Below are 13,995 nucleotides of genomic sequence, written 5' to 3'. Positions count from 1 at the left end.
TCTTGACGTCACCGGGCCTCGCCGCGCCCCGAAGTCGTTTGACGAGAGGTGTTCGTGTCTTCACACGCACGCAAGTTGCTCCCCGCCGAGGTGCTCACGCACCCCTCCATCACCTCCCTGGTCGCCGCCGCGACCCCCACGGGCACCGTGTCCCCCGAGGACGTACGACGTGCCAGTGACGACGCCGGTGTCGAGCCCCGTCACCTGAAGGCGCTGCTGGTGCACCTGAGCGGCCTCGGCATCTCGGTCCAGATCGACGCGACGGGCCTCCGTGCCGTTGCCGCGACGAGCAAGCGCGCGGCCACCACGTCGACGGCGAAGAAGGCGCCTGCCAAGAAGGCGGCCACCGCGACGAAGACCGCCGCTGCCAAGGCGCCGGCGAAGAAGGCTGCTGCCAGCAAGACGGCGGAGGCTCCCGCCAAGAAGACGGCCGCGAAGAAGACCGCCGCGAAGAAGACCGCCGACGAGGCCGTCGACCTCGGTGCGGTCGTCCCGACGCCGGCAGTCGGCCCCGACGGCAAGAAGCTGCTCCCGGACATCCCCGACGAGGTCTTCGAGAAGGACGTCGCCAAGGACCCGACGATCAAGGAAGACGAGAAGCAGGCCTTCACCGTCTCCGCGGCCGACGAGACCGACGAGCCCGAGCAGCAGGTCATGGTGGCCGGCGCCACCGCCGACCCGGTCAAGGACTACCTCAAGCAGATCGGCAAGGTGCCGCTCCTCAACGCCGAGATGGAGGTCGAGCTCGCCAAGCGGATCGAGGCCGGCCTGTTCTCCGAGGAGAAGCTCGCCAAGGGCGGCCGGATCAGCCCGAAGATGCTCGAGGAGTACGAGTGGATCTCGGAGGACGGCCGTCGCGCCAAGAACCACCTCCTCGAGGCCAACCTGCGACTCGTCGTCTCGCTCGCCAAGCGCTACACCGGTCGCGGCATGCTCTTCCTCGACTTGATCCAGGAGGGCAACCTCGGCCTGATCCGCGCGGTCGAGAAGTTCGACTACACCAAGGGCTACAAGTTCTCGACCTACGCGACCTGGTGGATCCGTCAGGCGATCACCCGCGCCATGGCCGACCAGGCCCGCACCATCCGCATCCCGGTGCACATGGTCGAGGTCATCAACAAGCTCGCGCGCGTCCAGCGCCAGATGCTCCAGGACCTGGGCCGCGAGCCCACGCCGGAGGAGCTGGCCAAGGAGCTCGACATGACCCCCGAGAAGGTCATCGAGGTCCAGAAGTACGGCCGCGAGCCGATCTCGCTCCACACGCCCCTCGGCGAGGACGGCGACTCCGAGTTCGGTGACCTCATCGAGGACTCCGAGGCGATCGTCCCGGCCGACGCCGTGTCGTTCACGCTCCTCCAGGAGCAGCTGCACGCGGTGCTCGACACGCTGTCCGAGCGCGAGGCCGGTGTGGTCTCGATGCGCTTCGGCCTCACCGACGGCCAGCCGAAGACCCTCGACGAGATCGGCAAGGTCTACGGCGTGACCCGCGAGCGGATCCGCCAGATCGAGTCGAAGACGATGTCGAAGCTGCGCCACCCGAGCCGCTCGCAGGTCCTGCGCGACTACCTGGACTGAGGTTCCAGTCCGGGAAGTTGCTCCGGTGCAGGTCAGGAGCGCTTTTGGGGTGCTTCTGGCGACACGCTAACTCAGCACAGCGCTTCTAGTCCAGATATCAGGCTAGACTGCGTGTCGTGACCTTGACGACGGCCGACGCCGCACTGCTTGCTGAGTCGTGGCAACTGGCCTTGCGTGCAGAGCGGAAGAGCCCTCAGACCCTCAAGGCGTACGGCGAGGGCGTGCGGCAGTTCCTCGCGTGGTGCACCGAGAGGGACGTAGAGCCGTTCACACGGGCCGCGCTCAACCTCTGGGTGGCCCAACTGCTCGACGGGGGATCGGCGGCTTCTACGGCCCGATCTCGCCAGTTGGCCGTGCGGCGCTTCTCGTCCTGGCTCGCCGACGAGGGGGAGTTGGCCGTCGATCCGTTCCTCGGAGTCAAGGCGCCCAAGCTCGACGAGCGGATCATCGAGCCGATGACTGAGGACGAGCTCAGGTCGCTGCTCAAGGCGTGCCAGCCACCCAAGGGCGCCGATCCGAAGGTCGCGTTGCGCTACCGCCGTGACGAGGCGATCGTGCGCCTGATGATCGACGCCGGCCTGCGCGCTGGCGAGGTGGTCGCGCTCGAGCTGGACGACCTCGACCTCTCGGGCGGCTCTGCGATCGTCAGACGGGGCAAGGGCGGCAAGGGCCGCACCGTCCCAGTCGGACCAGAGGCAGCCTTGGCGCTCGACCGCTACCTGCGGCTCAGGCGCGGCCACAGGCTCGCTGACCGCTCGGCTCTCTGGCTGGGGGACCGGGGCAAGGGATTCACCTACGACGCGCTCCACAAGACGCTGAGGGAACGCGCCGACGCCGCGGGCATCGTCGGCTTCCATCCGCACAAGATGCGGCACACCTGGGCGCACCGCTGGCTGTCCGCAGGGGGGAGCGAGTCGGGTGCGATGGCGGTCGGCGGCTGGACCCGACCAGACATGCTCATGCGCTACACCAAGGCTCAAGCATCCGCTCGAGCGGCCGACGAGGCACGAACCTTGAACCTCGGAGAGCTTTGATAGGGCAATATCTGCCAATAACTACAGCGGTGTGAGCATTCCCTTGCGCACACCGCAGCGAGTGGGGCAGACTAGCGTTAGCGGGTTACCACTGCCCGCCAAACCATTCATTCGAGAACACCGAGTCTGCGTCCCTGCGGCCTGAGCGCGATGCTCAGCCCCCTCGGATCGGCAATGAAGCGGGAAGCGAAAAGGGCGCGATGCCCTGAGTAGTCACACCCGACGAGCCAACGGCCTGCGCGCGATTGCCCACGCCGAGCAACAACCAAGAGTCCACCATCGTGGATTGGTTGTTTGCTCGGCGTTCGTGATTTCCGAAAGGGAACCGCGATGGCACTCACCGCCACGGAACGGCAGCTTTCTGCCAGCATCGCCGCCCACGAGTCCTGGGCCAACACCGAGAACCGCACGGCCCGCACCGCCCCCGCGCGCGCTGCGCTCGATCAGAAGTTCCTCGACGCAGCCGACGGCGACCCCGTCCGCGCCGCGCACCTCCGCAAGGCCCACTTCGCGCGCCTTGCCCTCAAGAGTGCTCAGTCACGCCGCAAGGCTCGTGAGCTGACCGAGGCCGCGGACCAGGCCGAGGCTGAGCTGACCGAGGCGGGTGAGCGCCTTGCCGGGTAGCGCCACGGGCCACGAGCCCGCACTCAGCACGACGGCCCGTCCCACCGAGAAGGGGACCAGCGCACTAGGGATCGACCCTGCCCTTGTGCGGCGTACGACGGATGGGCTCGTGTCCCTCTCGGCAGCCAAGGGAGTGCCGCTGCGCCGGAAGGCCGCGCGGGCGATCGTCCTGGCCTACGCCTTAGACCACGGCCCCGAGTTGGACGGCTGGAGCATGTGGCTCCGCAACTGGCACGGCATCGCCGACCCCACTGGGGAGTCGGCCGTGCGCAACGCCGTGCGGGGTGGTCGCATTGCATGACGAAATGCGAACGGCCCCGAGTGGCGAAACTCGAGGCCCTGTTGCTCGCTGGCTGGCGACTGCTCCCATTGTAGACGCGCACTGCTGTGGTTCGTTTTCTATCGACGAACTGCGCCTTGGGTTTGGCTGCCCGATGCACACCGTGGGGCCGTTGTGAACGCCCGTACGGAGTGGGCGCGGCACCTTCTTGCCGCTGCCCCGGATGCGCCGTCCTACGGCTCTCCTGAGTGGCTTGCGCTGCCCGAGGGATCTCCCGCCAAGGTGGCCGCTGTCGTGCGCGCTGCTGAGTGCTGGGCCGTCGATGGTGACGAGCTTGAGGAGCGGTTGCGCACGGAGGTCATGGCTCTGTCTCGTGCCAACAAGCGCGAGGAAGACGCCGAGTACGTCGCGCGCATCCGAACCGGTGCCCGCTACTACGACCGACGACAGCCGAAGGCCGAGATCGAGGCTGAGTTCTGGGACTGGGTCCGGGGCGACCAGCCGACCGTGCAGAACTACACAGTCGACGCGACCAGGGGTGCCGCATGACGTGGCGCGTGGAGTTCGACCGCGGGACGGCGTTTGTCGTCGGCCCGAAGGCTGAGGCCCGTCGTCGCCTCGCAGCCTGTGGTGACAGTGCGCCGATCTGGACCCAGCGCCGCGGGGCGTGGGCGACGTCGACCAGGGCAGCGAGTGCCGTCGTCGACCAGCTCGAGGCCCGTCGTGTGCCCGTCATCGTGGAGAACGCCGACCAGGCCGTCTTCGACCTCACGGAGACGGTGTCGGCCAACACGCCCTCGATGCGTCAGGAGGGTCTGTGGTGAGTCGGGCAGACATGCGTCAGCAGCTCATGGTGAACGCCCTTCGCAGCCCCGACCTCGGACACGCCGAGCGTGTGTTTCTCATCGTGGCAAGCATGTTGCCGGCCGAGCACGTCGACGGGCAGCGCCGCGCAGGAAGCGTCGGAATGGACGCCAGAGGCCGGTTCTCCCTGCACTACGACTACCTCGCGCGGCACCTCCACACGTCGCCCGAGAGCGTCAAGAAGGCAGCGCAGCGCCTGGCCGCGAAGGGGTGGCTGTTCAAGCGTCATCCGGGCACTTTCGGACGCCCCGCGGGATGGCAGGCCCTCGACGTAAGGGGGGACATGAGCAACCGGGTTACGACTGGACGATTTGTCCCCCCTTACGACCTGTACGCCCTCCACGTAAGGGGGGACACCACGTCCCCCCTTCCCTATAGGACGCCTACCGGCCTCAGCCCGGCACCCGCCGTTGGCGACTCCCCGCAGTCACTGGCGGGCGTGGATGGCAGCAACGAGCACGAGGGCTGTCAGTGGCATGAGCACGTTGCGTGCCCTGAGGACTGTGCGGGACACCCGACCAACCGTCAGGAGAGCGCATGACCGCCACCATCGTTTCCCTCGATAGCCGACGACCGGCACCACAGGCGGCCTGTCGGTGCACGCGGCACCAGCTCGACGCCCTCGCCTCCCGGACCCGTGACCACCTCGACGGGCACGACCTGCTCATCCCGCGCGACGTGCTCGAGGCAGTCCTAGCCGACATCACCCGCACGACAGCCGCCGTGCTGGACAGCACGCCGCCCACCGAGAGGACCAACCCGTGAGGACCGCCGCGTCATTCGGCGTTCGTCCTGAGGCGGTCAACGCGTTCCTGGCCCTCGCTGACGTGCTCAACCGCATGGGCGACGACAACCGCCGCGCGGTCTGCGAGCAGCGCCCCGAGCAGTGGAGCAGCGACGCTACGCCGCCAGCGCGACAGGACGCCGCAGCAGCTTGCGGCTTCTGCCCAGCACAACCCGCCTGCCTCGCCTTCGCACTCGCCCAGCGCGAGCCCGCGGGCGTGTGGGGCGGACAGGACTTCACACCCATCCCGAAGCGTAAGGAGAGCGCCGCATGAAGTACCTCGAACAACTTGCCTGGGTCGGCTGTAGCCACCCCGGCTGCCCGGAGGGCCGCACCTTCGACAGCCGCCACCTGGACAACCTCAACGCCTCGGGCGGCTGGAGCTGCCCCAATCACGAAGGACGGGCTGCCTGATGCCCCGACACACCTACGGCCCGAATCGCCGCCGACCCCACACCAACGACGCCCTCATTCAGCGTCTTTCCCTTGAGTTCGCGCGCCGTCGTCCGTGGTGGCAAGAGCGCAACGAAGAAGAGCGCGCGAACCGCCCCCGCAACCGGCCGGCGGTCGACCGATGACCTCACCACTCACTCACGCTGCCGGCTGCCCCCAAGACCCCGCCCGCCTGGACGTGACCGACCACCCCGCGGCCGGCATCACCACAACCCACTGCCTCGACTGCGGCGCACACCACCCGCCCGCAGGCACCGCCCGGCCGACCACCGGGGCACTCGCACCAACCGGACGCACCTGGCATGACGGCATCGGCCTCCTGCGACCCACCGAGGGCCGCATCGACCCCAAGCGACACAACCACCCGAGCAACACCTACGAAGGGACCAACTCATGACGCACCAGCACGGCGAGTACCAGCCCGGACGCGGCTTCTACGACCGCAGCCTCAAGGGATGGGTCAGCGACCCCGGCAAGCTCACGCCGACCAGCACACCCGCACCGACGCCCACCCAAGGCCAGCGCGACGAGGTGGCGAGCTGGGGACGAAAGACGTTCAAGCCCAACCCCGAGCTCGAGCAGATGCTCCGACTTCGTGACAGCGACAAGCGGGAGCAGCGCGAGACCTACGAGCGACTGGCGTTCGGACAGCGCCGCGTGCAGGTCGCCGACTACGAGACCCGACGCAGTGCCGCGATCAATGCCGGCGAGTGGGAGGCGAGCGCCTGATGACCACCGACGCACTTGACCCCGGACCAGACGGCAACTACCCGCACATGCCGCGCAACCCCGACGGCTCTCTCGACACCGCGCGGATGCCCATTGGACTGCGACGCCAGCGCACACCCGAGGGCGACACCGTGCTCATCGATGTTGAGCCCACGCTGCTCGACGGCCGCCGCGTCACTGACGCAGTGCCCGCGAACCAGGAGGACTGACCCATGACTGCCGCGCCGACGTCAACGTCACCCCACCGAGACAGCAAGGGCTCGGACAGAGGATCGAAGGCCGCGAGCGAGGTCATCCTTTCTCCCGCACAGACCGGCCTGCGTCGCGCCGCGGCACCCCCTGGGGGTAGGGCCGGGACGCCTCGCCCAAAGAAACCGGGAATGAGGCTCGAAAAACGTGCGGAGGGTTCAAACGTTCACAAGCGCACAAGCTCGGGTCACGGCGCCACGACGATCAGCCCTACGGTTGCCAGAACGAGGGCGAGCGTGGCGGCTGCCAGCACCCACGTCGCGACCAGTAGGCGCTTGCTCGCGAGGCGCTCGGACTCGAGACGTGTCTCGGTCAGCCAGACCTCGAGCTTGTTCACCGCTCCCCACGAGACGTTCTGGCCACCGATGCGGTGGAGCAGGGAGTTGATCCGGGCGAGGTCGTCGTCCGACGGTCCTTCGATGGTCGTCTGCTTCGGCGTGGGAGTGCTCATGCCGCCCACGCTAGAGGCGGGTCCCGACATCAATGTTTACGCCGGCGATGGGGAGGCGTCATGAGTACCCATGGTTTCGACCTCGGCACCCTTGACCTGGCGTCGGGTCTGCCCCACGGCGACGGCTACACGCTGTCGGTCCTCGGCAGTGGCGCAACATTCGGTCAGTCGCAGGCGGTGGTGCGTCAGATCGTGTCGATGCTCGCTGACGGTGACCTGGTGTCGTATGACCGTGCGGGTAACCGTGTGGCCGAGTTCGACGTCCTGATTGAGGGCGCGGACGGTGCGGCGTTGCAGGCTGGGGAAGTGGCTCTGCGTCGGGAGTTGTATCGCCCGAACGTGGTGACGTGGACGCCGCCCGCTGACTTCTCTGCGCCGACCGTGTTCGAGGTTGTGACGTCGGAGATGGCGCCGAAGTTCGACGACATCGACGAGCTGCGGACGCGGCGTGTGTTCCATGTGACGCTGACGTGCGCGCCGTTCGCCAGGTCCAGGGATCTGGTGACGGTGCCCGCGCTGGCTGTCGGCCCGACTCCGACGACCGTGACCGTGAGCACCGCGGACTCCACGACGGGTTGGACCACCGTCGCGCCGGCGACGCTCGGTCAGACGGGCGGCTACGTCTACTCGACTCAGACTTCGGCGTTCTTCGGCGAGGGTGAGCACTACCTGTTCTTCGCCGCCGCAACCGTTCCGGCGACCCCGTATGTGGTGGTGGAGTGGCAAGCGACCTATCCGACGCTGTTCACCCCGACGCTCCTGGCTGCTCCGGTGGTGCAGACGCTGAACCTGCCGGACGGCTGGACCAAGACGGTTTATGACACAACGGGTCTGTCGTACGCGTCCCTGACCTTCCGGGCCGTGCTGCGCGGCACTAGTGGTCAGTACCGCATCCGCGACGTGAAGCGGACGGACACGATCCCGCAGATCACTGCCCGTCAGGTTGCGCGCATCGTGTCGGTGGCAGGGACGGAGCGCACCCCCGCGAGCCTTGCGATCAAGTCCGCAAACGGGACAAGCAACCTCAATATGACCGTTGTGCACACGTCGCCCGAGGACGGTTCCGGGTACTCGCCCCCGCTGCGTCGCTGGCGGGTCTCTGGTGCCGCGTCGCCGACCACGGATGCGGCCACGATGTCCGGTGCCCGTGAGCCCATCCTCCCCGCGAACCCGTTCATCGCGGAGATTCCAAATCCGGCGCTGCCCGAAGGCGGGTATCTGCTGGCTGCTCGTATGCGGGCGTCGGTTGTTGGTAGCGCGACGATCAACTGGGCAACCGATACGCGCATCGACGGCGTCGCGGAGGGCTACGTCACGGACTATGCGACGACCAACTTCCCGAGCTCGGGCAACTGGTACTTCGTGCCGATCGCGGTTCTCACCCTCCCGTCCGTCCGCTCTTACTCGGGGAAGGTGCGGATCAACCTCTCCTCCATGACGGCCGAGCTTGACGAGGCGTGGCTGTTCCGGGTCGACGACGGGTGTGCGCTCACGGTGCTCCACAACGCCGTGAAGCCGCGTCTGTGGCTGGACTCGCCCGACGTGGCTTCACGGGTGCCGCGGATCTGGATCGGCAACGACGCCGGCCGCGTCGACGCCTCACACCCCGGCGCGAACCTGTACACCCACGGCAACCACACCTTCACCCCTGACGCGATGGCGGTGTTCGTGGGCACCTCTGGGACTGAGAACCCAGAAGCGTCTCTGACCTACTTCCCGCGCTGGCACTCGAACGCGGCCGGGGCCGAGTGATGGACGACGTGACGCTCTGGGTCGGTGGATACCCAGCAACTGAGATCGCGCCGCACACCCCGCCGACATGGGAGACGGTTGCGGATGGCGGTACGGCCGAGATTTCGTGGTCGTTCGCGCTGACTCCTCGCTCGCAGCATCCGGCACTCCGACCCGGCTCGATGGCCGTCGTCAAGGTCGGCGGGATGCCAGTAGCACGGGCTCCGATGGTCGACCCCGACCGCACATCCTGGGATTGCTGGGCCGTAGGCGACCACAGCGACCGATTCCTAGCCTTGGATTCATCCGGCAACGTGACCCGCAACCTCGGCGTGGCGATCGACCAGGCCATCGCTCGCGGCTGGCGGGTGGCTAACCCTGTCGGCCACGGGACCGGATACACAGTGCCCGGAGACTCGACGGAACCTCAAAGCATCGGCTCGCTGCTCACTGAGGCTGCACAGGGTCAGCGGTGGGGCGTGGACCCGCTCGGCAACATCTACGTGCGGTCTGACCCCACCACCCCGTGGTGGCACGCCACCCCTGATTCGGCGGTGTTCGGCACCACGGACGAGGGCACGATCACTCATGTCGTGGGCGTCTACTTCGACGGGACGAACAACCTCAAGACGATCCGGCCCGCCTTGGGTTCGGTCGTGCAGCACCGTGCCGAGGAGCCCATCGATCTGACCGACCGCGGGGTGCTGAGCCTGGGTCAGGCGAACGCGATCCTTGACGGGGCTCTCGAACTGGCCGGTCAGATCGGCTTCACGAACGGTATGACGTTGACCAGTGAGCAGATCACCACGCTCGGGGGCTCGAGCGCATTCCTGCCCAGCATCCGAGCTGGCGTGATGATGCGCGCGCACGGACTCATCTCGGCGCGTGCGAACGTGCAGACTCCGGTGCTCGACTTCGTAATCGGGAAGACCCGGTACACAGCTGGCGAGGACTCGATCTACATCGAGCCAACGAGGACGGCACCGCGAAACCTCGCCGACGTCATCGCTTCGGGTTGGCGGTGAGTGTCGGTGACGGCGCGTAACGTCAGTGGCATGGGAATCGTGACGATCGTGGAGGGCGTCTCCCGCGTGCCGACTAAAGACGATCTCGTGGTTCGAATGGAGGTCACCCTGCCGAGGTTGTTCCGCATGTGGTTTGAACATCACGGGACCTTCATCGCAGGAAAGCGCTTCGCGATCCTGGTCTACCCGAGAGGGCAATACGGAGCGATGAAGGATGGTCCGATTGTCGACGGTGCTGCGTTCATCAAGCAGCCTGTTCTGCTCGCATGGTCACTGACAGACGACCCGCCCGCCTTCGAGTCGCCCTTCTGCCTTCGTATCTGGGAGCCGCAGCCTTGGGTTCATGCCAGATGGCGTCAGCGAATACGACCCTTCCCTACCTTTCACCTTGCGCGTCACGAACCCAGACGACTAGGACGTGCAACCACCCCCGGCGATATCCGCGCCGGGGGTGGTTCTGTCTGTCCTATGCATTTGCATAAGTCCGCGACTGACGGTGGCTCAGGTCAGCGTCAGGTTGAGCATCACCGCCTCACAGACACCACACGGGGGCGGTGTGCAGCCGAGTCGAGCGCACGTCGTGGCGAGGCCCCGCGGCGGGCCGGCGTCCTGTCTGCGAACGCCACAGAGGTACCGGTCGGTGCCCTTGTGGAACTTGTGGATCGGGGCGTGGTGGTGAGGTGAGTCATCTGACTCACCTGCGAGCCTGACCGGAACCATGGTTCCGGTCTCTCCAGCACGGATCACGACGTCACTTCCTTCGTCAGCGCGACGACCTCAAGGAGGGCGCCCGCGAGCAGCTCGGCCTGAGCGACCGTCACCTCTGTGCCGTTGATGAAGATGACCGGGGACGCTTGGGGCTTGTTGCTGGGGGTCGTCAGGGCACTGAGGCCGACCTCGATCGGCTCCGCCTCCCGCGGGTCCTCAAATGCCCCCTGGTCGAACCCGTCCGCGTCTCCGATCCGGATCTCCTCAAGGGTGTGGATGACGCAGCCGCCCTGATTCCAAAGGTCGTCGGCATGGCGCTGCGGATCCGAGTTGCACCAGTGCGGGCACGTGATCTCGAGGGTCGTAGGAACGACTCGCAGCGCGCTCACTGGTGCGCCGCCAGCCATGCGTCTGCCCGACCCGTGGCGAGGCAGGCCAGGCCGGCCTTGTCCCGCTCGATCTCCAGCCACGCCGCGGCCTCGAGCGCGTGCCTCGCGAAGAGCAGGAGTCCGACCATGTCAAGGTCTTCGGACTCGCTGTAGAGCTCCACGAACGGAACGTGCACTCCCGGGACGTCGGTGTACTCGACCGAGCAGACGGTCAGGTGAGCGCCAAAGTTTGGGCCGCTGTGCCCTCGTGAGCGCCTGTCGTCGTCGTGGATGCTGTCTACCGGGTGTCCGGGCTCGAGCGTGCACCAGTCGGGGCACGGGTTGTCGACGGTGAACTGTGCAGTGGTGGTCATGTCGCTTCCTTCTCAGTCGGTGATATTTCCACCCACAGCGCTCATGGCCCGCCCGCCACTACGGCTTGACCGCACAGCGTTCATGCGTCCGTAGTGCGCGACTACCTCGACTGAGCAGCACCGAGCACGTGCGCGACCGAGCAGCGTCGCCCTCCGGGGGCGGCGCTGCTGCGCGCATACCTCACCGACCGCCTGTCAGGCTGAGCGCGTGAGGGTAGGACGGGGGAGCGGTGCGCAGGTGCTCCTCGTCGCCGCGCTGCTGGCGGGCTGCTCCGGTGACGGCGACACCCGGAGCCCGCGCACCCCGGGGGACGCCCTGGCCGACGCGGGCTTCCCGGTGTTCGCGCCGGTGCTCGACGGGGCGAAGGCGGCGTCGAGCACCCTCTCGCCCGACCGGGTGACCTCCGACTACGGCGACGACCGCACGCTGGTGCAGCTCGCCGAGCCGGACGATGACCTGTGCGCTGCCCTTGTGGACGTCCGCCTAGCCGGCGACACCTGCGAGGCTGACCGCGACTCGGTGACGACGTCGATGGAGGAGATGGGCGGAGTCGGCCTCGTGCGCGACGGGACGCTGCTCTACTGGAGCGGCCTGGTGACGGAGGCCGACCCGGAGCTCGTGGAGCGCGCCATCCGAGCGCTGCGCGAGGCGCCGGCGGCGTCGGGCGACGACCTCGGCGACGTCACCTCGGCGACGACGACGCCCGTGGCCCCGGAGCAGGAGCCCACCCAGACCGAACCTCCGGACGAGGATCCGGTGGACGAGCCGCTGGCGCCCGACGACCTCGACGTCGCGACCGCCGTGGCCACGGTCCGCTTCCTGGCCGGTCGGGTCGGTCCGCGCGAGGCCACGAGTGCTGCCCACGACCGTGCGGCCCGATGGGTCGCACGCTGCTTCACCCGGCTCGGCTACAACGCGGACCTCCGGCCCGTCGGCGTCCCTGCCGGGGTGTCGTGGCTGGGTGACGCCGTCCCGGCGGGCCGGTCGGTCAACGTCGTCGCGACGCCGGCCGGCTTCGACGCGACCGAGCCGCACCTCGTGGTGGGTGCCCACCTCGACACGGTGGCGCAGGCGCCGGGCGCCGAGGACAACGCGTCGGGCGTCGGTGTGCTCCTCGCGACCGCCGAGGCAGCGGCCGTCCGGAGCACGCGGCTGCCCGTCGTGTTCGTCGCCTTCGGCGCGGAGGAGCCGCGCGGCCCGGGTGACGACGACCACCACTTCGGCTCACGGTCCTACGTCGCCGCGCTGGGGCCCGCAGAAAGCCGAGCCGTCCGCGCGATGGTCTCCCTCGATCGCGTCGGTGTCGGCGCCCGGGTGCCGGTCGGCTCCGCGGACGACTCCGATCCGGTGCAGCGCAGCCTGCTCGCGGCGGGTCGGCGGGCGGGCGTCGCGACGATCGCGGACCAAGACCAGAGGAGCAGCGACCACTGGTCGTTCGTGCGGGCGGGGCTGCCCGGGGCGCGCCTGGGGTCGACGTCCTACGCGGCCTACCACGACGCCAGCGACGTGCCGTCCGTCGTGTCGCCGGCCCAGCTCGAGCGCACCGGCCGGCTCCTGCTGGAGTGGCTCGCGCCGCGCTGACCGCTCAGGGACGGAGCCCCGAGCACGCACGGAGCGACTCGCGGTCGGCCCGGAAGGCAGTGGCGTCCCGCGGCGTCGCCGTGGCTGCCAGCCCGTCGGCACCGATGCGCTGCGGCAGCCACGCGGCGCGTACGACGTGGGGCGGCCGCGGGCCCGCAGCACGGGGTCGGACAGTGAGGTTGAGGACACCGGTGCGCGACGTGGTGGAGTCGCCGGGGGAGTACCACGCGTAGTTGCCCAGGCCGTAGGCGACGTAGCCGCTGCCGAGCCGCCCGTCGCCCTGCAGCCGGTGTGCGTGCGACCCGACGACGATGTCGGCCCCGGCACCGACTAGGTCCGTCGCCAGCGTCCGCTGGTCCTGGCTCGGGCAGCGCTGCCCCTGGATGCCCCAGTGGAGGTAGACCACGACCACGTCGGCGCTCCGGCGGGTGCGGCGTACCTCCTGGAGGAGCCGGGTCGGGTCGAGGGCGACGGCGATGCCGGCCCGGTCGTCGGTGGCCGCCCAGTCGCGCGTCGGATCGGCCGTCGGGTCCTGGTCGGCGACGGACGCCCCGAGCGTGGCGATGCGGGTGCCGCGGACGTCGTGGACCACCGGCGCGAACGCCTCGTCGGCGTCGCGGCCGATCCCGACCACCTCGAGAGGTGTGTCCGCCCGGGAGGCACGGCGGATCGCCCGGAACGTGCTCGGGAGCCGGGCGCGGCCGTAGTCGAGGGCGTGGTTGTTGGCCATGGTCGCGACATCGATGCCGGCCGCGGCGAGCGCGGTGAACGCCTCCGGCCCCGCGGAGAACGTGAAGCGCTTGCCTGCCTCAGGTTGCCCGCCGGTGCCGATCGAGGTCTCCAGGTTCGCGATCGTGAGGTCGGCGACGGAGAGGCCGTCGGACACCGGGGCCAGCGCTCTGGCCGGGTCACGGAGTCGTGGGGCGAGCGGACCTTCGAAGTGGATGTCGCCGACCACCGCGATCCGGACCGGACCGGGGTACCCGTCCGGGGCAGGTGCGGGCTGGTCCGTGGTCGACTCGGCGGACGGCGTTGCGGTGGATGACGTCGACGGGCTGGGCGGCGGAGCCGTCGGCGAGGTCGAGCAGGCCATCAGCGCGAGCACGGCAGGCACGAGGAGGACGCACCTCCGCCCCCGGGTCCTCATGGCGCCATCGTGCCATC

The 13,995-nt window shown here is 68.7% G+C and carries 19 protein-coding genes; 15 read left to right on the top strand and 4 right to left on the bottom strand.

What is annotated here, in order from left to right:
- The first annotated feature begins 48 nt into the window (after positions 1-48).
- The 12 genes from EUA06_RS11240 (at position 49) to EUA06_RS11190 (ending at position 6,552) form a co-directional block, all read left to right on the top strand.
- The gene (locus tag EUA06_RS11240; protein WP_129475566.1) at positions 49-1,575 is read left to right on the top strand and encodes an RNA polymerase sigma factor; all 1,527 of its coding nucleotides are present in this window, start codon (positions 49-51) and stop codon (positions 1,573-1,575) included.
- Positions 1,576-1,697: 122 nt separating this feature from the next.
- Positions 1,698-2,609 (top strand): tyrosine-type recombinase/integrase, encoded by a 912-nt coding sequence (locus EUA06_RS11235; RefSeq protein ID WP_207208311.1) that lies wholly within the window; start codon positions 1,698-1,700, stop codon positions 2,607-2,609.
- A gap of 330 nt (positions 2,610-2,939) precedes the next feature.
- Entirely contained in the window at positions 2,940-3,233 is a 294-nt protein-coding gene (locus EUA06_RS11230; protein ID WP_129475564.1) for a hypothetical protein, read from the top strand.
- Between the two features lie 109 nt (positions 3,234-3,342).
- A complete protein-coding gene (locus EUA06_RS11225; RefSeq protein ID WP_129475562.1) occupies positions 3,343-3,534 on the top strand; it encodes a hypothetical protein in 192 nt (63 codons plus the stop codon).
- A 261-nt stretch (positions 3,535-3,795) separates the two neighbouring features.
- Positions 3,796-4,062: a hypothetical protein gene (locus tag EUA06_RS11220; RefSeq protein WP_129475560.1), complete on the top strand. Its 267-nt coding sequence runs from the start codon at positions 3,796-3,798 to the stop codon at positions 4,060-4,062.
- Positions 4,059-4,337, top strand: a complete 279-nt coding sequence (locus tag EUA06_RS11215) for a hypothetical protein (protein ID WP_129475558.1) — start codon at positions 4,059-4,061, stop codon at positions 4,335-4,337. Before EUA06_RS11220 ends, EUA06_RS11215 begins: the two co-directional genes overlap by 4 nt.
- Before the next feature lie 577 nt (positions 4,338-4,914).
- The gene (locus EUA06_RS11210; protein WP_129475556.1) at positions 4,915-5,142 is read left to right on the top strand and encodes a hypothetical protein; all 228 of its coding nucleotides are present in this window, start codon (positions 4,915-4,917) and stop codon (positions 5,140-5,142) included.
- Complete coding sequence (locus EUA06_RS11205; RefSeq protein WP_129475554.1) at positions 5,139-5,435, top strand: WhiB family transcriptional regulator; 297 nt, start codon at positions 5,139-5,141, stop codon at positions 5,433-5,435. Before EUA06_RS11210 ends, EUA06_RS11205 begins: the two co-directional genes overlap by 4 nt.
- On the top strand, positions 5,432-5,575 hold the full coding sequence (locus tag EUA06_RS22430; RefSeq protein WP_165354352.1) for a hypothetical protein: 144 nt from the start codon (positions 5,432-5,434) through the stop codon (positions 5,573-5,575). The genes EUA06_RS11205 and EUA06_RS22430 overlap by 4 nt, the downstream gene beginning before the upstream one ends.
- A gap of 160 nt (positions 5,576-5,735) precedes the next feature.
- The gene (locus tag EUA06_RS11200; protein ID WP_129475552.1) at positions 5,736-6,011 is read left to right on the top strand and encodes a hypothetical protein; all 276 of its coding nucleotides are present in this window, start codon (positions 5,736-5,738) and stop codon (positions 6,009-6,011) included.
- The gene (locus EUA06_RS11195; RefSeq protein WP_129475550.1) at positions 6,008-6,343 is read left to right on the top strand and encodes a hypothetical protein; all 336 of its coding nucleotides are present in this window, start codon (positions 6,008-6,010) and stop codon (positions 6,341-6,343) included. Before EUA06_RS11200 ends, EUA06_RS11195 begins: the two co-directional genes overlap by 4 nt.
- Entirely contained in the window at positions 6,343-6,552 is a 210-nt protein-coding gene (locus EUA06_RS11190; protein ID WP_129475548.1) for a hypothetical protein, read from the top strand. The genes EUA06_RS11195 and EUA06_RS11190 overlap by 1 nt, the downstream gene beginning before the upstream one ends.
- Positions 6,553-6,779: 227 nt before the next feature.
- Here the strand turns inward: EUA06_RS11190 and EUA06_RS11185 are convergent, their stop codons facing one another.
- Positions 6,780-7,043, bottom strand: a complete 264-nt coding sequence (locus EUA06_RS11185) for a hypothetical protein (protein ID WP_129475546.1) — start codon at positions 7,041-7,043, stop codon at positions 6,780-6,782.
- Between the two features lie 60 nt (positions 7,044-7,103).
- Here EUA06_RS11185 and EUA06_RS11180 point away from each other — a divergent pair, with 60 nt between their 5' ends.
- Together EUA06_RS11180 and EUA06_RS11175 are read left to right on the top strand one after the other, a co-directional pair.
- Positions 7,104-8,795 carry a hypothetical protein gene (locus EUA06_RS11180; RefSeq protein WP_129475545.1) on the top strand — a complete coding sequence of 564 codons (1,692 nt, stop codon included), beginning with the start codon at positions 7,104-7,106 and terminating at the stop codon, positions 8,793-8,795.
- Entirely contained in the window at positions 8,795-9,799 is a 1,005-nt protein-coding gene (locus EUA06_RS11175; protein ID WP_129475543.1) for a hypothetical protein, read from the top strand. The genes EUA06_RS11180 and EUA06_RS11175 overlap by 1 nt, the downstream gene beginning before the upstream one ends.
- A 743-nt stretch (positions 9,800-10,542) precedes the next feature.
- Here EUA06_RS11175 and EUA06_RS11170 read toward each other — a convergent pair.
- Both EUA06_RS11170 and EUA06_RS11165 read right to left on the bottom strand, forming a co-directional pair.
- Positions 10,543-10,896: a hypothetical protein gene (locus EUA06_RS11170; protein ID WP_129475541.1), complete on the bottom strand. Its 354-nt coding sequence runs from the start codon at positions 10,894-10,896 to the stop codon at positions 10,543-10,545.
- On the bottom strand, positions 10,893-11,249 hold the full coding sequence (locus EUA06_RS11165; protein ID WP_129475539.1) for a hypothetical protein: 357 nt from the start codon (positions 11,247-11,249) through the stop codon (positions 10,893-10,895). Before EUA06_RS11165 ends, EUA06_RS11170 begins: the two co-directional genes overlap by 4 nt.
- A gap of 208 nt (positions 11,250-11,457) precedes the next feature.
- Here EUA06_RS11165 and EUA06_RS11160 point away from each other — a divergent pair, with 208 nt between their 5' ends.
- Positions 11,458-12,831, top strand: a complete 1,374-nt coding sequence (locus EUA06_RS11160) for a M28 family metallopeptidase (RefSeq protein ID WP_242498094.1) — start codon at positions 11,458-11,460, stop codon at positions 12,829-12,831.
- A 4-nt stretch (positions 12,832-12,835) separates the two neighbouring features.
- On the opposite strand, the gene EUA06_RS11155 is transcribed toward EUA06_RS11160, so the two are convergent.
- The gene (locus tag EUA06_RS11155; protein ID WP_165354351.1) at positions 12,836-13,978 is read right to left on the bottom strand and encodes a CapA family protein; all 1,143 of its coding nucleotides are present in this window, start codon (positions 13,976-13,978) and stop codon (positions 12,836-12,838) included.
- Positions 13,979-13,995: the final 17 nt, after the last annotated feature.

This window comes from Nocardioides glacieisoli (assembly GCF_004137245.1).
Classification (GTDB): Bacteria; Actinomycetota; Actinomycetes; order Propionibacteriales; family Nocardioidaceae; genus Nocardioides; species Nocardioides glacieisoli.
Note: the sequence above shows the minus strand (reverse complement) of the source record. Positions and strands in the feature narration are given on the sequence as shown.